The organism is Microcoleus sp. Pol12B5 (genome assembly GCF_036701335.1).
In the GTDB taxonomy this organism is placed as follows: Bacteria; Cyanobacteriota; Cyanobacteriia; order Cyanobacteriales; family Microcoleaceae; genus Microcoleus.
On the sequence record NZ_JAUBQQ010000007.1, the window covers coordinates 46,459 to 67,180 of the forward strand.

General features: G+C 45.1%; 18 protein-coding genes. 9 read left to right on the forward strand and 9 right to left on the reverse strand.

Annotated elements, in window-relative coordinates:
• Positions 1–153 precede the first annotated feature (153 nt).
• On the forward strand, positions 154–2,073 hold the full coding sequence (locus tag QUA24_RS06140; RefSeq protein WP_333228063.1) for a pentapeptide repeat-containing protein: 1,920 nt from the start codon (positions 154–156) through the stop codon (positions 2,071–2,073).
• A 1,165-nt stretch (positions 2,074–3,238) separates the two neighbouring features.
• On the opposite strand, the gene rimI is transcribed toward QUA24_RS06140, so the two are convergent.
• Positions 3,239–3,919 carry a ribosomal protein S18-alanine N-acetyltransferase gene (gene rimI / locus QUA24_RS06145; protein ID WP_333228065.1) on the reverse strand — a complete coding sequence of 227 codons (681 nt, stop codon included), beginning with the start codon at positions 3,917–3,919 and terminating at the stop codon, positions 3,239–3,241.
• Between the two features lie 176 nt (positions 3,920–4,095).
• On the opposite strand from rimI, the gene lysA reads away from it, so the two are divergent.
• The 3 genes from lysA (at position 4,096) to QUA24_RS06160 (ending at position 7,398) form a co-directional block, all read left to right on the forward strand.
• Entirely contained in the window at positions 4,096–5,514 is a 1,419-nt protein-coding gene (lysA, locus tag QUA24_RS06150) for a diaminopimelate decarboxylase (protein WP_333228067.1), read from the forward strand.
• Between the two features lie 223 nt (positions 5,515–5,737).
• Positions 5,738–6,631, forward strand: a complete 894-nt coding sequence (cdaA, locus tag QUA24_RS06155) for a diadenylate cyclase CdaA (protein ID WP_333055496.1) — start codon at positions 5,738–5,740, stop codon at positions 6,629–6,631.
• 20 nt (positions 6,632–6,651) lie between these two features.
• The gene (locus QUA24_RS06160; protein WP_333228069.1) at positions 6,652–7,398 is read left to right on the forward strand and encodes an isoprenyl transferase; all 747 of its coding nucleotides are present in this window, start codon (positions 6,652–6,654) and stop codon (positions 7,396–7,398) included.
• Between the two features lie 138 nt (positions 7,399–7,536).
• On the opposite strand, the gene QUA24_RS06165 is transcribed toward QUA24_RS06160, so the two are convergent.
• The 5 genes from QUA24_RS06165 to QUA24_RS06185 form a co-directional block, all read right to left on the reverse strand.
• A complete protein-coding gene (locus QUA24_RS06165; protein ID WP_333228071.1) occupies positions 7,537–7,809 on the reverse strand; it encodes a DUF3143 domain-containing protein in 273 nt (90 codons plus the stop codon).
• 90 nt (positions 7,810–7,899) lie between these two features.
• Entirely contained in the window at positions 7,900–8,379 is a 480-nt protein-coding gene (locus tag QUA24_RS06170; protein ID WP_333228073.1) for a J domain-containing protein, read from the reverse strand.
• Between the two features lie 128 nt (positions 8,380–8,507).
• Complete coding sequence (locus QUA24_RS06175; protein ID WP_333164945.1) at positions 8,508–9,371, reverse strand: Rpn family recombination-promoting nuclease/putative transposase; 864 nt, start codon at positions 9,369–9,371, stop codon at positions 8,508–8,510.
• A gap of 62 nt (positions 9,372–9,433) precedes the next feature.
• Positions 9,434–11,017, reverse strand: a complete 1,584-nt coding sequence (locus QUA24_RS06180) for a chloride channel protein (RefSeq protein ID WP_333228075.1) — start codon at positions 11,015–11,017, stop codon at positions 9,434–9,436.
• Between the two features lie 396 nt (positions 11,018–11,413).
• Complete coding sequence (locus QUA24_RS06185; RefSeq protein ID WP_333228077.1) at positions 11,414–12,847, reverse strand: hypothetical protein; 1,434 nt, start codon at positions 12,845–12,847, stop codon at positions 11,414–11,416.
• A gap of 74 nt (positions 12,848–12,921) precedes the next feature.
• On the opposite strand from QUA24_RS06185, the gene QUA24_RS06190 reads away from it, so the two are divergent.
• Positions 12,922–13,536 (forward strand): pentapeptide repeat-containing protein, encoded by a 615-nt coding sequence (locus QUA24_RS06190; protein ID WP_333228079.1) that lies wholly within the window; start codon positions 12,922–12,924, stop codon positions 13,534–13,536.
• A gap of 304 nt (positions 13,537–13,840) precedes the next feature.
• On the opposite strand, the gene QUA24_RS06195 is transcribed toward QUA24_RS06190, so the two are convergent.
• The 3 genes from QUA24_RS06195 to QUA24_RS06205 form a co-directional block, all read right to left on the reverse strand.
• On the reverse strand, positions 13,841–14,095 hold the full coding sequence (locus QUA24_RS06195; protein WP_333228081.1) for a hypothetical protein: 255 nt from the start codon (positions 14,093–14,095) through the stop codon (positions 13,841–13,843).
• A gap of 99 nt (positions 14,096–14,194) precedes the next feature.
• Positions 14,195–15,022 (reverse strand): N-acetylmuramoyl-L-alanine amidase, encoded by an 828-nt coding sequence (locus QUA24_RS06200; RefSeq protein WP_333228083.1) that lies wholly within the window; start codon positions 15,020–15,022, stop codon positions 14,195–14,197.
• A gap of 206 nt (positions 15,023–15,228) precedes the next feature.
• Positions 15,229–15,819, reverse strand: coding sequence for a C39 family peptidase (locus QUA24_RS06205; protein ID WP_333228085.1), 591 nt, complete (start codon positions 15,817–15,819; stop codon positions 15,229–15,231).
• A 225-nt stretch (positions 15,820–16,044) separates the two neighbouring features.
• On the opposite strand from QUA24_RS06205, the gene QUA24_RS06210 reads away from it, so the two are divergent.
• From QUA24_RS06210 to QUA24_RS06225, 4 genes are all read left to right on the forward strand, one after another.
• Complete coding sequence (locus QUA24_RS06210; protein WP_333228087.1) at positions 16,045–17,658, forward strand: NB-ARC domain-containing protein; 1,614 nt, start codon at positions 16,045–16,047, stop codon at positions 17,656–17,658.
• Entirely contained in the window at positions 17,655–19,259 is a 1,605-nt protein-coding gene (locus tag QUA24_RS06215; RefSeq protein ID WP_333228089.1) for a protein kinase domain-containing protein, read from the forward strand. Before QUA24_RS06210 ends, QUA24_RS06215 begins: the two co-directional genes overlap by 4 nt.
• 133 nt (positions 19,260–19,392) lie before the next feature.
• A complete protein-coding gene (locus QUA24_RS06220) occupies positions 19,393–20,382 on the forward strand; it encodes a tetratricopeptide repeat protein (RefSeq protein ID WP_333228092.1) in 990 nt (329 codons plus the stop codon).
• A gap of 86 nt (positions 20,383–20,468) precedes the next feature.
• Positions 20,469–20,660 (forward strand): hypothetical protein, encoded by a 192-nt coding sequence (locus QUA24_RS06225; protein ID WP_333228093.1) that lies wholly within the window; start codon positions 20,469–20,471, stop codon positions 20,658–20,660.
• The last annotated feature ends 62 nt before the right edge of the window (positions 20,661–20,722 follow it).

A 20,722-nucleotide genomic window follows, 5' to 3' on the forward strand; every position in this document is an offset into this window, starting at 1 on the left:
AACAGTATGTAAACAGCGCTGACTTAGCCACGCTTAGGGCTAAGGATATTTTACAATCGCTTACATAATTGCGTTTTATAGCGCCTACCTACTTAGTTAAAAAACCCTGTCTTTAGACAAGGGATGGTCAACTTTCAAGAGAACAACAAAAATATGTCTTTAAATGTTGAACTTTTAGAGCAAAGTTTCGAGAAAATAAAACCTAGTGCTGATGAATTTGCCGCTAGCTTCTACGAAAAATTGTTTACAGCTCACCCCGAGTTGAAACCGCTTTTTGCCAAAACTGATATGGAAAAGCAACAGAAAAAGCTCCTAAGTGCTCTGGTTTTAGTAGTAGAAAATCTCCGTTCTCCAGAGGCTTTAGGGCCAGTTCTCAATGCACTGGGAGGCAGACACATCGGTTATGGAGTAATTCCCAAATATTATGGTCCAGTTGGAGACGCACTACTAAGTGCTTTTGAGCAGTCTCTCCAGCAAGATTGGACAACCGAAGTAAAGCTGGCGTGGACAGATGCTTACATAGCAATTACTGGTTTGATGTTAAAAGGCGCAGGTGTAGAAACTACACCTGAAGAAGTTCAATTAGAAACAGAGATAATTCCAGAGAAACAGGTGACTATAGCAGCTAATCACCAACTAGAATCAGTTCAAGAAGAAGAGCCAAAGTTAGCCGTAGATATACTGGCAAGCAGTTTTGAGAAAATCAAACCTCGTGCTGATGAATTTGCCGCAAGCTTCTACGGAAACCTCTTCATCGCGCACCCAGAATTTAAACCGCTGTTTGCTAATATCGATTTAGAAAAGCAACAGAAAAAGCTCATAAATGCTTTGGTATTGGTAGTAGAAAATCTCCGCTCTCCAGAAGCTTTAGTGCCTGTTCTCAATGCCTTGGGAGGCAGACACATCGGCTATGGGGTAATTCCCAAATATTATGGGCCTGTTGGAGACGCACTGCTGATGGCTTTTGAGCAGTATCTCGAAGAAGATTGGACTCCCGAAGTCAAGCTGGCGTGGACAGATGCTTACAGAGCAATTACTGGTTTGATGTTAAAAGGCGCAGGTGCAGATTCTTCACCAAATGTTGTCGCCGATAAAAAAGATGTCACCCACCATCAGCCACAAGAATCACAGACACAATTAGTGAACGAATCTAAGGCGATTGCGCTACCAACCGAGGAACAGAAAAAGCCTTTAGTATCTATTCAGTTGGATGCTGAAATTATCCAAAAAATGCTCTCGAAAATAACTGATAGTTATCAGCAATTTCAGGGTCAATCACTCATTCAGCGCTTGGGTGAAGTTCTCAAAGGAATTGTAGGAAAACTCATTGATAATTTTTGGGCACAACCTGCCTGGTTAGTGGCTATTGTTTCAGCCGTTCTGTTCATCATAATTTATGTGGCGGCAGACGATAATTCTTTGATTGGAGAGATTTTGCAGAGTGTTGATGCTCTTAGTATGGTCGTTGCTTTAATTTTATTCATTAAGGAAGCTCCGGATCGCAGGAAGCAATTTCATTACCAAGCTTGGAGTACAGTTGATGCAGCGCACGGCGTAAAAGTTAGCTATGCAAGAGTTCTGGCACTCCAAGATTTGAATGAAGATGGTGTTTCTCTCAGAGGTGTAGATGCTATTGGTGCAGAGTTAGTAGCTATTAATCTCTCTAGGGCCAATCTAAGTGAAACCAAATTGAGTGAAGCGGACCTCAGTAATGCCAACCTGAGCCACGCTAACCTCAATAATGCTAACCTCAGTCAGGCTAAATTGAGTGGTGCTAATCTCAGTCATGCCAACCTGAGTTTTGCTCGCTTGAGTCAGGTTAATTTCAGTAGTGCCAACCTCAGTGGCGCTAATTTAATTTGTGCAGACTTGAGTAACGCAAATATGAGCGGCGTCAATTTGACGAATGCTAGTTTGAGTGGTGCTAACCTGAAGAGTGCCTACCTAACTGGTGCAAATCTCAAAGGTGCTAAAGTTAGCATTTCTGAGCTGAGCGGTGCTTTGCTCACAGGTGCTGTTATGCCTGATGGGTCGAAGTATAAGTCTCTGGAAGATGGGGGCACAAATAAATAAAGTGATGCCAGCTTTGTTATGACTTTGAGGTCAGCTTTTTTACTAAAATGGTGAGGATTCCTTGGGGAGAAAAGCTTTGGCTTACTGAAATGCGATCGCTATTAATAGTGAGAGATTACGTCTTGGGGCGCTTGTCTCCCCCTTAAATTTCTACCCCAATCCGCCGTCAGCAGGTCTTTTGACAGGGTTGTCACCCCGTCATGTCAAGAAATCTAAATGCTTTCCCGGTTGCGATCGCAACTCTTCCAAAGTCCCTTGAATTTTTAACTGCCCATTTTCCAGAATCACAATCCAGTCTGCTCGATCGATCTAGGGCGATGGCTAATGATAATGGTAGTTTGACCTTGCCTGTGAGCGAATAGCTGGTCTAAAACTTCCGTTCCACTCACAGGCTCTAGAGATCTCGTGGATTCATCTAAGATGAGTACATTGTATTAAACCCACTTACCAAAATAACTGACGCACGCTCAGTTTATTCTACTAATAATCTAACTTAACCTGCTACAACAGCGAGAAACAAGTGAGATTAAAACGGAGCGCACGGGTATTTACATATCCAATTACAACCGAAAGTCGCCGTCGCCACTTGCAACAATTTCTATCCTGTACCTCAATTAACGATCGCGCTAATTTTCTCTTCATAACTTATTGGTTAATAAGTTACATGGAGACCCGTGGGTAAATTATCTAGCTCAATATTCATTAGATATGCAAGAGTTGATGAAGTTAACTCGTAATCAACGTCCAGGGTAAGCGCATCTTAAGTGGTTACTTACGATACAGACAAATTGCCTTTACTGCTAAAATAGGTCAAAGATATTAATTTTTTGGCAAGGAGCAGAGCTAAAATCAACTTATTTTTGCGTTCTCAAACATTCTCTAATTTTAGTGAGTTGGCAAAATGTAGTTTTAAATACTGCTTTTTGCAACTAATAATGCAAGAGAAGGAAATTAAGTTCAGTTAGGACAATTTTTTGAGTTTTTTCTATATCAAGTGCAAAAAATTTGTCAAATTTTATACAACATTAGATGCGCTTACCCTGAATCAACGTCGCTTTTATAAACGTAGTTGCAGGGCTGCAACCCCTATTCGGTCGAGTTCCTCGACCTGTTGACCACCCTCCCAGCAATCTCAGTTAAAGGCGCAATAAATTACATTATCAACTCAAAATTTATCGATCGCCAAATGCCAGTTTTTCTGATGCAGCCGATCGCACATCTGCACTTTCTCATCCGCCAAATATCGCTGAAATTCCGGTTTTTCCAGACCGCTGCGCCACATCACCAGAGCATCTTCCCCAGTGTCTTCGTAGTATCGCTTGCGCCGTCCAGCCTCTTTAAAACCAAACTTTTTGTACAGGGAAACTGCGGCTAAATTCGAGTCCCGCACTTCTAAAGTTGCCCGTTCTAATTGTCGGTCACAAGCCGATTTTAGCAAAGCCAAAAGCAGAGCTTGTCCCAAACCCTGACCTTGAAACTGAGGATGAATTGCCAGCATTATAATGTGAGCTTCTTCTAAAATCGCCCACAAACAACCGATACCAATGAGAGTTGGCGGAATCTGTAGGGGCGGTGTCTCCGTGCCCGCCCGAATCTGTAGGGGCGGTGCCCCCGTGCTCGCCCGAATCTGTAGGGGCGGTGCCCCCGTGCCCGCCCGAATCTGTAGGGGCGGTGTCCCCGTGCCCGCCCCCTCCCATGTCCAAAGACCTAATAAATCGCTGTTAGGACTGTCTAACTCGCGCCTGTAGCCTTCGATCGCCCAAATTCCGCCAAAACAAAGTCGATCGAGTTCGACTGCACTGTTGAGGTCTTCTGTGGCGAGATGTTTAATTTGTAGAAAACGCACAGTCGATTTTAAATTTTAGATTTGAGATTTTAGATTGGATAATTACTCACTGCAAGGATGCTCCAGTTCGATCGAGTCTCAGTCAGCCTGCTTGCGGAATGAATCTGGGGGCAACTGACCCAATTGCTTGCCGTCAATTGTACACTGGGAAAGACCGTAAGGATAGTTATTGCGCGATGGTATCAACTCAATCTTTCGGGGTGGAATCGGGACTTAAGTATCTGTCTGAGTCTCAACAAGCCCTGCAAACTCGATCGCCCAATCAAGAACTGTTACCGCTGACAGCCAGTGTTAACAGCAGCGATCGGTTAGAAATCGGAGGCTGCGAGGTGACAGCTTTGGTGGAGCAATTTGGCTCGCCGTTGTATATTTTAGACGAAGAAACGTTGCGGGCGGCTTGTACCCAGTACCGGGATGCTTTTAAGCGTTACTATCCGGGCGAATCTCAAGTGCTCTATGCTTCTAAAGCTTGGAGTTGTTTGGCAGTTTGCGCGATCGCAGCGGACGAAGGTTTAGGGATAGATGTCGTATCCGCCGGAGAAATCTACACTGCACTGCAAGCCGGTGTCAGTCCCGACAAAATCTACTTCCACGGTAACAACAAGTCCCGCGAGGAACTGCGGCTAGCTGTCGAAAGCGGCTGCATTACCGTAGCCGACAATTGGCGGGATTTAGAGACTCTAGCAGAGTTGGGAGAATCGGGTGTCAGCAGCCTCACAGGTGGGCCGACACGAGTTATGGTGCGGTTTACTCCTGGAATTGAGTGTCACACCCACGAGTACATTCAGACGGGTCAAATCGATAGTAAATTTGGCTTTGATCCCAACTCGCTCGATCGAGTATTTAAATTCATCAGCCAACAATCGTCGTTATTTTGCGTGGGAGTGCACGCTCACATCGGCTCTCAGATTTTTGAACTGCAACCCCATGACGATTTAGCCGAAGTCATAGTTCAGGCCTTGACTAAAGCACAGAGTTATGGTTTACCAGCAACAGAAATTAATATTGGTGGCGGGTTGGGCATTCGCTATACTGAAGCGGACGATCCTCCCAGCATTGAAGATTGGGCTCGTACAATTTGCTCTGCAGTGGTAGCAGCTTGCGAACGGCAGAAATTGCCATTACCGAAATTGCTATGCGAACCGGGTCGATCGCTCGTCGGTACAGCCTGCGTTACAGCTTACACCGTTGGCTCTCAAAAAGTCATTCCGGGAATGCGGACTTATTTAGCTGTGGATGGAGGTATGTCGGACAATCCGCGTCCTATTACCTATCAATCAGTTTATCGAGTCCTCGCAGCCGGTAAAATGTCTGCTCCCTTAACGGAAACAGTGACAATTGCTGGGAAACACTGCGAGTCAGGGGATGTTCTGATTAAAGATGCCAAATTGCCAGAGTGTCAGGCCGGAGATGTCCTCGCGGTTACGGCCACAGGGGCATACAATTACAGTATGGCTTCTAACTATAACCGAGTACCCCGACCGGCAGCGGTTTTAGTGAGGAATGGGGAAGTTAACGCGATTATACAGCGGGAAACTTACCAGGATTTGCTGAGGCTTGACCGCCTTCCTGAACGACTCGGAGCTCCAAAGTAAAAACTTAGAAGTTAAAAGTTAAAAGAAAGACAATCCATGTTTACTTAGTGATGATTGCTTTTTCACTTTTAACTTTTGCCTTGTTCAGTCACGCGATTGGATTGACACTTCCCGGTCTAAAAATACGGGGATTTTCAGCATATTCCTTATAACAACTGTTCATGGTTCATGGGTTCGAGTGCATCACGGTTCGCGGTTCACAGGCGGTAGCGTTCGATGAACCATGAACAATCAACAATCTGGCTTTGACTTGGCCCTGGTTCAGTCCTTATTGATTCAAGGGATCGATATTGGACTGGTTTTTGCCCTTGCGTATTTGGTGCTCGTCATTGTTGGCGAGCGCAGAACGCTGTGGATGGTACGGGGATTTATCATTTTGATGCTGGCGGCGGCGGTGAGCAACTGGGCTGGATTGAGGCTGTTGCACGTTGCCCTCAACAGCTTGGTAACTGGTTCGGCTGTGGCAATGGCGGTAATATTGCAGTCGGAGTTTCGCCGATTTCTGGAACAATTGGGTCGGGGGGAATTTCGGCAATTGTTTGGACGAGATCGCCGACCTACTCCCGAACCGGACAGCGTAATAGATGAAATTGTGGACGCCGTAAAAGAACTTTCGCAAAACCGCACGGGCGCTTTACTAATTATAGAAACAGATTCTCCGATCGACGATCGGGATTTTTCTGTGCCGGGATTAAAGCTAAATGCTGAAGTTTCTAAAGAATTGTTGCAGACTATCTTTCAGCCACAAACTTTGCTGCACGACGGAGCTGTTTTGATTCGAGGTTCGCGGATCGTGTCGGCGGGGGTAATTTTGCCTTTGTCCGATCGCACTGCGTCGCGGCAGTTGGGAACCCGCCACCGGGCGGCGATGGGGATTACGGAACGGGTGCAAGCTTGCGTGTGCGTGGTGGTGTCCGAGGAAACGGGTTCTATTTCTTTAGCCCAGATGGGACTTTTAAATCGACCTTTGACTAGCAACAAACTTAAGGAATTGCTGGAAGCAAAGCTGTTTCCGTCCGAGGGAGAAAGAGTTGTGGCTCCAATTCCGATCGGCAATCTCGGACGCCAGATAGGATTGAAGGGAGTGACGCTATTAAAACGGATACTGCGCCGTTAGTCGGGTAATCGGGAGAAACCATGAGTCAAGGAATTTGCTTGGAAAAGTTGCCGGAGGATCTGCAACAGGAACTACTGCCTAAGCACATAGCAGTGATTATGGACGGGAACGGGCGCTGGGCTAAGAAGAGGGGGTTGCCGCGGATTGCGGGACACCGCCGAGGAGCTAGCACTCTGAAGGAACTGCTGCGCTGCTGCAAAGATTGGGGGATTCCAGCTTTAACGGCCTATGCTTTTTCGACGGAGAATTGGGGGCGGCCGGCCGGGGAAGTGGATTTTTTAATGAGTTTGTTTGAGGGTAAGCTGCGGCAAGAATTGCGGGAGATGGTGGACGAGGACGTGCAAATTCAATTTATGGGGAATTTGCAGGCTTTGCCGAAGTCTTTGCAGGCGCAAATCGAGCGTTCTGTGACGGCAACTCAGCACAATCAGGGGATTTTGTTTACGGTGGCGACGAATTACGGGGGGCGTCAGGAGATTGTACAAGCTTGTCGGGCGATCGCGACTCAGGTGCAAGAGGGCAAGTTGCAGCCGGAGGAGATTGATGAGGTTTTATTTAAACGCTATTTGTATACTGCTGATGTTTGTGACCCGGATTTGCTGATCCGGACGAGTGGGGAAATGCGGTTGAGCAATTTTCTACTATGGCAAATGGCTTATTCGGAAATTTACATTACTGAGACGCTGTGGCCGGATTTTGATCGATCGGAGTTTCACCGGGCTTTGTCTGATTATCAGAAGCGCAGCCGCCGATTTGGCAAAGTGTAACGCTTTTGGATTTGGGATTTTAGATTTTTTGGTTGATTTTTCAGTTTCCAAGTAGGTCATCTCCTGCTCAACATAACGATTTTAGATTTTAGATTGGAGGACAAATCTAAAATCTAAAATCTAAAATCTAAAATCAAATTAGGGGCCGGAGAAAACGGCAGCTTCAATGTCCTGACGTGAGAGGGAGTATTTGAATGCTCGTTGAATGTCTTGGCCGTCGGCTCCAGAATCGATGTAGCGGACGGTGAGTTGGTCGATATCGAGGGAGAGTTCTGCTTTCCATGTAAGTTGCTCGATCTGCCAGCAGTGGAGTTCTCGCTGATCTTGCTGGCAGCCGTGGCTTTTTAGCCACTGCTCGATTTCCGGGAGTGGATGGTTGTACAAAGGAGTGTCAGCGGAAGGAAGAGTCATGGGATTTTAGATTTTAGATTTTAGATTTTAGATTGGGGATTTCGGATTGAGGATTTCCGATTTTAGATTGGAGATTTGGGATTTGAGGGTTTAATTGCCGCGAATTAAGCCGATCGCGATCGCCAGTACCAAACATCCGATTAAGCTAGCTCCCATGATAAACAGGGCGAACATTTCTCCGGGGGAAAGAGGTCGATCCGTGGGATCTAGGTAAGCGGAGTTGTAAGTTTTTTTGCCGGAACCCGAAACCGGAGTATTGAAGCCTGGGGGTGGCCCAATCACGTTCAGGCGAGAATAGCCTATTTTGAGGTCGTAGGCGAGGCGACGTTCTGGGTTGCTGAGGGTGGCGTAGGCGTTGTTGAGCTGCTGAAATTTGGCGGTGGCGACCGAGGGCGGCAGCTCGGTGGTATCGGGATGGTAGAGTTTGCTCAGTTCCCGGTACGAGCGCCGAATTTCGATCGGCGATGCGGAAGGATGCAGCCCTAACAAGCCGTAGTAACTAGAACCCAAGGGGGTTTTGCCGGGTATTTTCTGACTTTTGCTGTTTGCCGTTCCCTCGTTAGGAGTCACCTCAGCGCCTCTGGGCTTGTTTATAATTTTTGATTATTTTAAAGCAGATTTGAGGGTAGCGCCACTGTCTGCGATGTCGAGGGGTTGAGGGTGGGCGATCGGCTCAAGGTACGATCGCCGACTTTAAACTATGAATTGGTCGAGCGCAAATTCTGCACATCCTCAACGCTAAGCCCGGTAACTTGGGCGATCGTGGCATTATCTAGCTGTGAAAGTAATTGTCGGGCGATCGCTAGCGTTTCTTTTCGTATTCTTTCCTGTCTTGCTGCCTGTCTTGCTTCTTCAACAGCTTTAATAATTACCCCCTGTTGATCGTGAATAAACTGTTCCCTGCGTTCCAAAACTTCTACTTCTTCCCGACTTAACCGGGCTTGATTGGCAAGATCGAATGCTTTGTGGATTTCCGGTACGCTATCGATTGTTTCGGGAACTTCTGAGAGAATTCTGGCATATTTCATGAAATATATCCATTTATCTGTCAAAGTTTCTAGTTGACTTGCTTCTTTATGGAATTTAGGTAATTCTATAAAGACTAAATTCATGGCATCTTCGGGATAGTTTAAATTGCTTTTAACTTCTTTATACACAAATCTCGAAATTAAGTTAGGGCTGTTGCGAAACATTTCAAAATCTGTAATGGTTAAAGCTATTAATGGCTTGAGCATTCGATAGCCTTCTCCTCTTTGCAATTGAAATGCGTAGGTTGTGGCTGCATTGTACAACACCCGATTGCCAGAATATTGAACGTTGAGAACTAGAATTTCAATAATGACTAAAGTGCCATCGTCTAGTTTGGCTGTGACATCGAGGTAAGTATCTTTTAAACTTTCAAGTTGCCTCGGCAGATTCTGGTTGATAATTTCTAAGTCTTGAATGGTGGGATTTCCTTCATAAATCAAGGCGTTGAGAAAGCTAATTAGAATCTCTTTGCTTTCTGAGGAAGCGAATATTTTTTTGAAGGCATAATCCGTTTTAGGGTTGATAAATATCATGGTTGTCAGATTTAGCTTTAAGGCGATCTGTTTGGTGGCGAAGCAACGGGAGTTGAGATTGGTCAAACGGCTGATTTTGTTTCAGGCAATGGTTTGACATTTTCCGGCAAATGTGCATTGGCGATCGCCAGCACAGGCTCATCGTCCCTGTGTTCGCCCTCGGTGGGGAGTTGGCAAGAAATCAGTTCTGTGACGATGCGATCGCCCAGAACATCTTCCCAATCCTGCAACTGTTCTCTGGCTTTGATCGGTGTATTGACAGCCACGTCTACGCCCATTTGCTGAAGGTTGAGGCTGTGGGCTGTCGATCGGCGGTTGACCCACTCCACCAACCAAACGCTCAATCCGACTGCGGCCATCAAAGGCAAGACAATCCGGTAATCGCGGGTTAATTCAAACATCAATAGGATGGCTGTCAGCGGTGCTCTGGCGCTGCCGGCGAGGACGGCGGCCATTCCCACCATTGCGTAGGCGGCAGGGCCGGCGACTCGATCGCTCATTGTCGGCAGCATTTCCAAAAAGAGTCCGTAAGCCGAACCCAGGGAAGCTCCCAAAAACATCGCCGGAGCGAAGATGCCGCCCACTAAACCGCTGCCGAGGCTGATTGCGGTCATCGCCAGTTTGACAAACAGCAGCAGCAACAGCAAAGGCAAGGAAAATTTAACATCTTGGAGCATTGCTTGGACTGTTTCGTAGCCGACACCCAAAATTTGAGGCAATTGTAGGGCGACTAAGCCGACGCAGGCCCCGCCGATGATGGGGTGAAGCGGCCGGGGCATTCGTCCCAGCCAAGCAAATCCTCGGACTTTTCCTTGAAAACAGCGATCGGCTAATTGAATTGCTTCTGTGTAGACTAGGGAGACTCCGCTCGCCAAAAGGCCCAATCCCATGTACAAAGGTAGTTCTAGGGGGCTGCGGACATCGTAAACCGGCAAAGCAAAAGCCGGCTGAGCTCCCAAGCAGATTTGAGCGATGAGCGCCGAAACTACGGCGGAGAGCAAGACAACGCTGACTGACGAAGTGGCGAAGGTGCTGCCGAGCACGACTTCTAAGGCAAAGAACACTCCGGCGATGGGAGAGTTAAACCCGGCAGATAAACCTGCAGCAGCTCCGGCGCCGAGGAGCAAGCGCTGCCGTTCTGGGGAGAGCTGCAAGACTTGAGCCAGCAGCATTCCAAAATTAGCGCCGATTTCGACGCTGGGGGCTTCCGGGCCGAGGGAGGCGCCGGTGCCGAGGGAAACTGAGGCTGCCATCATTTTGGTGATGGGTTTGAGGGGGGAGAGTTCTTGCAGCCCGCGGGTGGCTGCAATTAAGGAAGACATATTCGGGCCAAAATCTCGAAACCGCCAGCGCATCAGCCCGATGATGACTCCGCCAAGGGTGGGAATGCAGGCTAGTGTCCAAGAGCCTTTCGAGGCGATCGCCCCCATGAAGTCTTCCAGCATCAGGCTGTGGATGAAGTGGATGAGGTAGTGAAAGGTGACGACGCCTGCGCCCGTAACTCCCCCGATGACTAGGGAGAGGATAAGCAGGAGGGTTTCTGGGCTGGGGTGCAGGCGGTTGAATAGCGGGCTTAGTCGGGAGGCTTGGGGAGTTGCTGCGGTTGGCCCGGGTGGCGGCAGATCCACAGGAGGGATGGCTCTCATTTAGCGGTTAATTCTTCGGTGAGAAGTTATATAATATTACAATTTATTTCTTATTTTCATTTTGAGTGATTTTAGGGGAATTGACAACTTAATTAAGGCGTATTTTAGGGTAAATTTTTTGGGTGGGTCGCTGGGGTGGAATAACTGATTCTGAGGAGCCGCGGATTTGGCGTGATTGTATGCTCAGTTACATTCAAACTTAGATATACTCTGGCGATAATGCTAATTAACTATATTTATAGTTTTGGTGGTTAGGTCGATCGCATCAGTGAACGGGTCATATCATATAACTCAGTGAAAAACAACTTTCAAATTAAAGAATTGGCGATTGGAGATTTTACCTTACAACCACCAATCTCAAAGCTCCTATTTTAAATCCCTCCATCCCGCATAATATCACATCGGTTGTTGAGTGGGCCGGATTCTTGGTCTGGGTTTGGCGATCGACATTAGCGGATCGCCGATGGTGGCGACTTTCCAGGGAGGGGATTCTAGCTGGCGTGCTGCGATTAAAAAGGGTGCTCCTCGCTTTAGGCGATCGACCATTAATTTAGGTGGAATAAAGGCAGATAAAAAAGGCTCGTTGACGCTGCCGACATAGGCGTAAGCACCATTTTCTAGCCACCTTCCGGCAACGGTGTTTGTGTCATCTGGCGCTGCTGCTGACCAACTGTGGATCATGTGGATTGCTGCGGGAAATTGGAGTTTTGGTATGTCCTCAACTGAAGCGTCGCCGTTGCCGACTTGGAATGATTTTGGATAGCCTTTTGAATTCATTAATATTAAGTCAAATGTCCACGGTTTTGAGGCTAAACTCCGCCACTTTTCCAGGCTAGATTCGGGTTTTTGCACTACCTCGACATTTAAACCTATGCTTTTTAGTCCGCTAGCTGCTTCCTCCATTTCATATTTTGCCCAATTTCCTTCCTTGGGGTAACTGTCATAAAGCATGGCTGTTTGGCTGTCTAGAAATATGGCACACATGGCTTGATAGATCGATCGCACCTCGGAACCGTAAATCCAGCCAACAGCCGCCCAACGTTCGCCGTTGGGGTGTCTTCCCAAACCGTCGGTAACGGCTAGTTGTTCGTCTGGTTTTTCAGGAGATTGATATTTGACTGCTAGTTGGCGTACAATGGTTATTGTGTCGATCGGGTCTGCGAGTTGAGAGTAAAAATATCCGGTTGATTCGACAGCTTTTGTAACTGCTGTTTGCAGAGTTTTCCACTGTGTGTTATTGAGGGTATCGTTGGGTTTTCCGAAGTTGCCTTCTAGAAATACTAAAGGTTGACCGTGAGCGGCTGCTAAGGCAACTGCTGCAGAACGTGCCGGGTCGTTTTCTGATGTGATTACTACTCCTGGGGGTTCCCAGCCGAGTTGCGTCCATTTTGCTTTTAAGGTTTGAGTATCGGTGGCATTCCAGGCTGCTGCTGCGCTGTTGAGCATTAATTGCTGGAGTTTTTGATTTTTTGGCAATTGCTGTTTGAGGCTTGGCAAACGAACTATTTCTTCGGGTTGAAAGCGCTGCAAAAACATGGGCGCATATTTTTTGTCTTCGATGAGAATAGGCCAGTTTCCTTTGAGGTTCCATTTTTGGATTGCTGCTAAGAATGTGGCTTCGTCTGGTACTAAAACTACGCGGTTGACTGTTGGTATGTTGTCGCGAAGGATGGCTGTTCGGAGGCCTGTTTGAATGGGCCAGGGTTCTTGTTTGGCTGAGGCGGGAAGCTGAAAGGGCTTTTTGAAAAGGCGATCACATCCGACACCGATTATTGCTAGGATCGAGATAAGGGCGATCGTCAGGAATTTAAATTTTAACGGTTTTTTCATAGGGGCAGGGGAAGGAAGGAACTAGGTTATAAATACGAACAATTATCGAAATATTTTTAGGGGACTGTAAGCGGATGTTTCGAGGCGCGGGACAAAGAAAGATTGTAAGTGCGATCGGGTTGACAATTTTTAGTATTATTGCCTTAGCAACTACAGGTTTAATAATTTTCGCAGCGAACCGTTCGTCAGTCAAGCATCAAGTCCGGCAATTGCTGACAGCGAGGGAATGTCAAGGTTGCAATCTTTCCGGGGCGAATTTGAGCGAAGTTTTTCTGGAAGGCGTCAATTTAGAAAAAGCCAATCTGAAAGATGCCAATTTGTGGAGCACACATTTGGTAAACGCTAACTTGAAACAGGCAAATTTGGCTGGGGTTTACCTGATAAGCAGCAATTTGGCAGGGGCAAATTTGGAGGGAAGCAATCTAGAAAAGGCGTTTGTAGAGGATGCTTATTTGGGAGGGAGTAATTTGAGAACTGCTAACTTAACAGGTGCTTTTCTGAAAGGTATTTTTCTCGCTAACGCTGATTTGGCAGGGGCGAATTTGGAGGGGGCTAATCTGTGGATGGCTAATCTGGAAAGTGCGAATTTGAAGGGTGCTAATCTGAGAAATGCTTTGCTGTTAGATACTAATTTGGCAGGGGCTAATTTAAAGGGTGCGGTGATGCCTGATGGTACGCGACATGAATGAAAGTCATTAGTCATTAGTCATTAGTCATTAGTCATTAGTCAGAGGAAAGAGCGATCGCACCTGCAATCTTCATTTCCTTTATTTGGTGAGGGAATGAAGAGGTGATGAGGTGCGATCGTCATCCTAATAGAGAAGATTATACAAGCGCGTCGGCTGCTTTAATCATCTATCTAATTCAGCCAGTCTTGGACGCACTCCGACTCCAGAAGCCGGGTTTTTTACCCAATCTGCGGGTCACAACCTTTGTATTTTCGTAAAACAACCCGGTTTCTAAGCCCCTGTGCGTAAGTCATACCAACTTTACTTACGGACGTTCTGCAAATTTTTGCACAGCTTTTGGCGCAAAAGCAGCAACTAAAAAAGTAGTTGTAATGTATCTTCCCTCAGAATCTTTGCTAGTTATTGTGATCGCACCAAAAACAATCGCTGCAATCAGCGCAATAAAACTCATGGCTCGCATTGTCGAGTATTTTCCATTATCCTCCTGAATAATTTCTGCCAGCTCTTTTCCGTGTTCAAAAGCATTGGGTTGAGTCTCAAGGCTAGAAGAATGTGTCATTTGATTAACCTCCTCAAGACATATAGAAGTGAAAAGCAAGTCTTGGGCAGACAGAATGCCTGCCCGCAAGAGTTTTTGAGTTTAAGGATTCAAGAAAAGTTAACTAAGTCCTAACTTAGTTCGAGTGTTGATACCAAATATTCCATCATCTTCAAGTCCAACAGAACGCTGGAAAGCTTTTACAGCCACTTCTGTATTTTCACCAAATAGACCATCAACTGCTCCTGGATTAAATCGCCGATCACGCAATCGCTGTTGGAGTTTTATAACGGCTGAACCTGTTGAACCCAAGCGTAGAGTCACAAATGGCGACTCATTTTCTAGCTGTTGGGGAGTGAATTGCATACCTAGCTTATCAGCAACTTGTTTTCTCAAACTGGGAAGTTGACTGTACAGCAAATCACCCGGACAATCAGTATTGCTGAAATCTCTGTGTCCCTTGATATTGAGCGGAGTAATATTGCAAGAATCGCATAATGACACACAAAGTTCTACAAGGCTCTCCCATTGCTTTTCACTCATTTGGAAAGTCATGAAATTCCCTTCATTTTCAATACCAGGAGATTGATTGCCGTTGGCTAATTTTCCTGGATCTTGCCCTGCATGGGCTGACTGAAGGCAAAACCCTTTTTTCACAGCATCTAGGGAACCGTGCCGACCTTCTAAAATCAACCCTCCGGTTGTATTTAAGAAGTTGTGTCCTGAGTCCGACCAATCATTATCATCCATGTGAAAGTTTTGAATGTTTCGCGCTAACTTAATCGCTCCTTCAAGCGTGCCTCTTGAGGCATCGTTGGGAGGGTTTTGGTTGTTTGTATGATGGACGATGACATAGCGGGGAATAGTCATTTGAAAAGGAAATGTTCCAGGTTTTGGCGGTCTGGCTCCCCACGCTGCTGCGGTTACAACTCTTGCTGTAAATGACATAAAAAATGACTCCGAATTGTTTGATTTTTAGGTGGAAGTTACCTCACGGAGGGGGCAACTTCCCTTGAGGCTAATGTTTGTAGTAAGGACTGAAGTCCTTTGTTGCAGATTTGGTAAAAACGCGGACTAAAGTCCTCACTACAAATCTTTTTTAGGGGTAATGCACTGGAAGCGATATCAATCGCAAACGCAGGAACTATTTAGCGTTATTTAGAAACTCGATGCAGCCACATTGTTGCAGTAGATTCGCTCTTGCTACTGTCCCAAGTGTCATAAAAAGATAAAGCTTCACGCAAACTAAAGGCATTGGCAGTGGCGGATATCAATTTACGACTGTATATCTTGTTTTCGCCCTTGTTATCTGGTGAAAATGAGGAATTTTTCCGATAGCCTGAGTGGAACCATTCTCCGGCTGGGTCATTCACAAAAAAGTCACCGTTGTTGTTATAGCCGCGAATAACTAGAATATGACCCGAATTCGTCCAAAAACCGTGCAATATACATATCTCGCCAGAATCGAGAGAGCGAGTGATGTCTGAAAGACTCCCTTTCAATGTCAAATCATCTCTCAACCCTAAACCCTCTAACAATCTTTTGATGCCATCGGGAGAACCGTGATCGATTCCCAGCCGATCGAAACGTTTTTTAACATCATCTTCGTACTGTGCGAAGGGGCCTAAATCTGCAACTTGAAAGTATTTCAGACACATTGCCGAACTTGTAGCACCGCAAGTGCGCCAGGGTTCAATATCGTTATCTTCTTGACTGAAATACGGAACGTTATGATTAATAGACATAATTTAACTCAAGGTAAGTGTTGTAAACGATTGATTTGGCTTCAGACCATTTGTTTGAGCTGATATTTATACAGTAGCGAGTTGTTATTGTACGGTCGATATAGATAACCTAAGTTGTTAAAGTTCAATCCGAAAACAAAAAAACTGAGGCAACCTCAGTTTAAATAAGTAAACCTCAGTAAACTTCAGGTTATACTCAAGATGTAATTAAAAAATTTTAACATTATGAATTTTGAAGAAGCGCTGAAACTCGCAGATACCGCCGTATTTGCCAAAACAAACAGACACTTAAAAGATATAGAAGTAATAATTCTGAGGGGATCTTGGGAAGGTCATGAGTATCATAAGATTGCAGACGCTTACGGATATGCTGCCGAATACCTGATGCAAGATGTGGGTCCCAAGTTATGGAAGCTGCTTTCGGAAGCTTTAGGGGAAAGAGTCAGTAAAAGAAACTTTCAAACGGCATTGGAAAGGCGATCGCTCTTGCACTCAGAGACAGCCGCACAGCCAATTGCAGTTACAGGCACTCCTTTATGCCAAGATTGGGGTGAAGCGCCGGAAGTCTCAAATTTTTTCGGCCGCGCCGCAGAATTAAATACCCTCAGTAAATGGATACTCCGCGATCGCTGTCGCTTGGTGGCGCTGTTGGGTATGGGAGGTATTGGTAAAACGGCTCTGACTGCTAAACTGGGAGAACAACTTCAGGGTGAATTTGAATATCTAATTTGGCGCAGTCTGGGCCATGCACCTCCCTTACTCACAATTTTGACTGAGTTGAATTCATTTGCAAGCAGTTCCCCAGAAACGCAACTTCCAACCACTGCTGACGAGCAAATTTCTTCCCTGCTCAAGAATTTGCGCGATCGCCGTTGTTTGCTAATCCTAGATGATTGGGAAATGATTTTGCGAAGTGGAGACATTGCTGGGTACTACCGAGACGGTTATCAAGGGTACGGTCAACTACTGCGGCGAATAGGAGAAGAACGGCATAAAAGCTGCTTATTAGTCCTATCGCGAGAAAAACCTGTAGAGGTCGCCTCTTTAGCCGGTGAAACCTTACCTGTGCGTACATTACAAGTTAAAGGATTAAAACAAACAGATGCAAAAATGCTGTTGGCTGCCAAAGGTTTTTCTGACTCAGAAAACGGCTTAGACGAACTGATACAAATATACCGAGGTCATCCGGCTGCCCTGAAAATTACTGCTACCACAATTCAAGAGTTGTTTAATGGAAATATTAGTCAATTTATCGGTCAGAGCTCCTTAGTTATTGGCGATATATTTGCCAATTTACTTAACGAACATTTTCAGCGGTTATCAGATGTAGGAAAAGCTGTGATGTACTGGCTGGCCATTGAACAGCAGCCGATTTCCTTGAGCCAATTGAAAGCAAAATTATCAGCCGGCGTTTCTAGTTCAGAATTACTAACAGTATTAGAATCCTTGGCAAGACGTTCCTTAATCGAAAAAGAGCTTTCCCCTTCTAGTGCTGAATCCAAATTCACTCTCGAACCTGTGATGATGAAATATGTTACTCATAAACTTGTTGAACAAATATGTCAAAATCTTCGAGAAGCAATGCAAGCGGAATCTCTCGAACACCTAGGTTTAATCGGAAGTCATGGTTTAGATGAAAAGCCGGAAATAGACGGTGCTAAAACTACTCAGCAAAACCCGATGTTCAATATAATTATAGAGCGTTTGAAGTTGACACTGGGGAGTCCTTTTCAAAAGCCGCTAGAAGAACTTTTATTAAAAGTGCGTAACTCTCCTTCTCAAGCTGGTAAATACGCTGAAAAAAATATTTTAAAACTGCTGGGAGAAACAGAAATATGACTTCAAGTAGCTTAATTTATCCAGGGTTTTTGCTTCAAGGTCGCTACCGAGTGATCGCTCGGATTGGCGGCGGTGGCTTTGGCGATATTTTTGAAGTAGATGATGGTGGTATTACCAAAGTATTAAAAGTTTTGAATTTAGATAACTTTAATAACCCAGATATTAAGCAAAAAGCCACCATTTTATTTCAGCGAGAAGCAGAGTTCTTAATGAGCCAAAGGCATCCTGGCATTCCTCGTGTAGAAACAGACGGATATTTTACTTGGCCTGAAGGTAGTAGCAAAGCGTTACCATGTCTGGTAATGGAAACAATACCAGGTCAAAATTTACAAGAGTGGATGTTAGCAAGAGCCAATCAACCAATAACTACAGAAACAGCCATTGAGTGGTTAAATCAACTAACAAAAATTCTCAATTTACTGCACGAGCAGCAGTATTTTCACCGAGATATTAAACCGTCCAATATCATGTTAAAACCCGCTGGAGAATTGGTATTAGTTGATTTTGGTGCGGTACGAGAAGTAACAGAAACTTACTTGCGGCAACAAAAAGAAAATTATACAGGCACGGCGATTATTTCCGCTGGTTATACGCCAAGCGAACAAGCAGAGGGTCATGCAGTACCGCAATCGGATTTCTTTGCTCTAGGACGTACTTTTGTTTATTTACTGACAGGAAAAGTGCCGATCGATTTACCTAAAAATCCTGACAATGGTGAATTGATATGGCGAGATAAAGCAACGCAAGTTTCACCGGATCTGGCAAATTTGCTTGACCGAATGATGGCGATTTTTCCCGGAAAGCGACCGCAAACTTGCCAGGAAATATTGCAAATTTTGGCAGGGGTAAACTCGCGATCGCACTTGGAAAGCTTGGCGAAACCGTTGCCAGAAATTAAACCATCGATCGAACCCAGTAAAACGAATCCTATTTTTGATAGAATTCGTTTTAACTGGGTAGGCAAACTAGCTCTAGCTAGCTTTTTTTTGCTAGGCGGTTTGTGGAATTTCTCACCCCAGATAGTATTTTATCTTAACAAAGAAGGTTTTAGTAATTACAAAAATCAACGTTTAAATAATGCGGAATTATATTATATAACAGCTCTATTATTTCAAGGGAATGATGGAAGAGTTAACTATAACTTAGGCGTAATTTATGAAGACAAACAAGAGTATGACAAGGCTCGCGCTGCATATCAAATTGCTATCAAGGCAGGTGTTAATAAAGCTTTAAATAATTTGGCGCGACTAGAAATTTTAGATAAACAATATGCGAAAGCTCTACCGCTGTTAGAAAAAGCTTTACCACTTGCCACAGATATTAAGACAACGTACACTATACACAAAAATTTAGGTTGGGCGCAGTTGGAGTTAGGGCGATATGAAGAGGCTAACAATAACCTGACGAAAGCGATTAATATTGCTAGCGATCGCTCTGTTGCTTACTGTTTGCAAGCTGTTCTTTTAGAACGTCAAGGCAATAAACAAGCATCTCTATCTAATTGGGAAAAATGCTATAATAATTTGCAGTCGGAGTCTTCTGAAGAACAGAGATGGATACGGCAAGAATTCAGCAAAAATTTTCAAAATTTAAAGTTATAGCGTATCCCCGATAGTCCGGCAGGGGTTTAAACCCCTGCCTCAAAGCACAAGTCCTCTAAAAGAGGACTAATGAAGATTTGCAAAGTTTATGCGATCGCTTCGCTATCGCGAACAATGAAAAATAATTTAGCTCATGAAAAATAATCATCCATCCAAGCTGACACCAATCAATCTCAAAGGCAAAACATTTACTTACTTTGCTATTTTTGGGCTGACGCCTTTAATCCAGATCGTCACAGCGTCAAGAGTTTATCCGATAATTAATGGATTGCATCCTCAAGTTTCAGGTATCCATAGACGGGAAATACTAGGGATCGACTGTGAGGATTATACTGCCGATCCTCGCGGGCCTCTTGATGTCTTAATTCCTTATATTATCAGTCCCCGACGCACTTTATTGCTGAACGATCGCCCGAAGTTGCGTTGGAATAAAGTTCCCGGTGTTAATAATTATACTGTGAGTTTAGTGAAGGGCGATCGGGCAATTTGGGAAACAAAAGTTAATGGAAATGAAGTAGTGTATGCGGGAAAACCACAACTGGAACCGGGATTTGTGTATTTACTGGTGGTAAAAGCTGAGAACGGCAGGACATCTGACGAGGAAAAACTGCCCGATCGAAGCTTCCGAATGCTACCAACGACCCCAAAGCAACTGGTGAAAGGGGCGATCGAGCAAATTAACAGTCAAAAAATTGCCGAGAAAACCAAAGCTTTGCAACGTGCTTATTTTTACATTGGTTCGGATTTGAAATCTGAGGCGATCGAGACATTGGAAGCATTGGTAGCAACGGGTTTTCAAGAAGCTATTGCCTATCGCAAGCTCGGCGATTTATACTGGCAAGAAGGGGTGACATTGCTGGCGGAGAGCAATTATCTAAAAGCACAGGAATTAGCTAGTGCAGCCAAAGACATCGGGGAGCAAGCGCAGTTAGAGGAGGCTTTGGGGGAGTTGTACGGGGCGATCGGCGAGAAGCAAGAAGCACTTCGTTGGTTGATGCGGGCCATAAACAGTCACAAAGCTTTAGGAAATACGCCAAGAGTCAAGGAAATTGAAACGCAGATTGCCAAACTCAAGGCAAGTTTGGCAAAACCGCAACGCTTTACCGGAGGATTGGGGAGTTAATTTAGAGAAAATTTTGATTTTTCCCGGAAAAAGTTTTTAGAGGGAGTATGAAATTGGAAATCATGAGGTGAGAGGCAAGAACGAAAATGAGTAATGAAAAATCTGCCAGTCAGGTAGCTGAGGAATTAGTTTCTGTAACAAACGGGTTGAGGCTTGGTGCTGGAGAAACTATTTTAATTTCTCATGTAGCAGATAGCACTCCGATCAAACGACCAATCACAGAGCCTCCTAGTGTCAGACCACCCACTCCCGGTAATATAGTCGATCGTACAGGTTAGGAATTTCTTGTTCTTAAGGCAAATGACCTATTGAGGTAAACTTGTTTAGGGTTAGCTAAAAG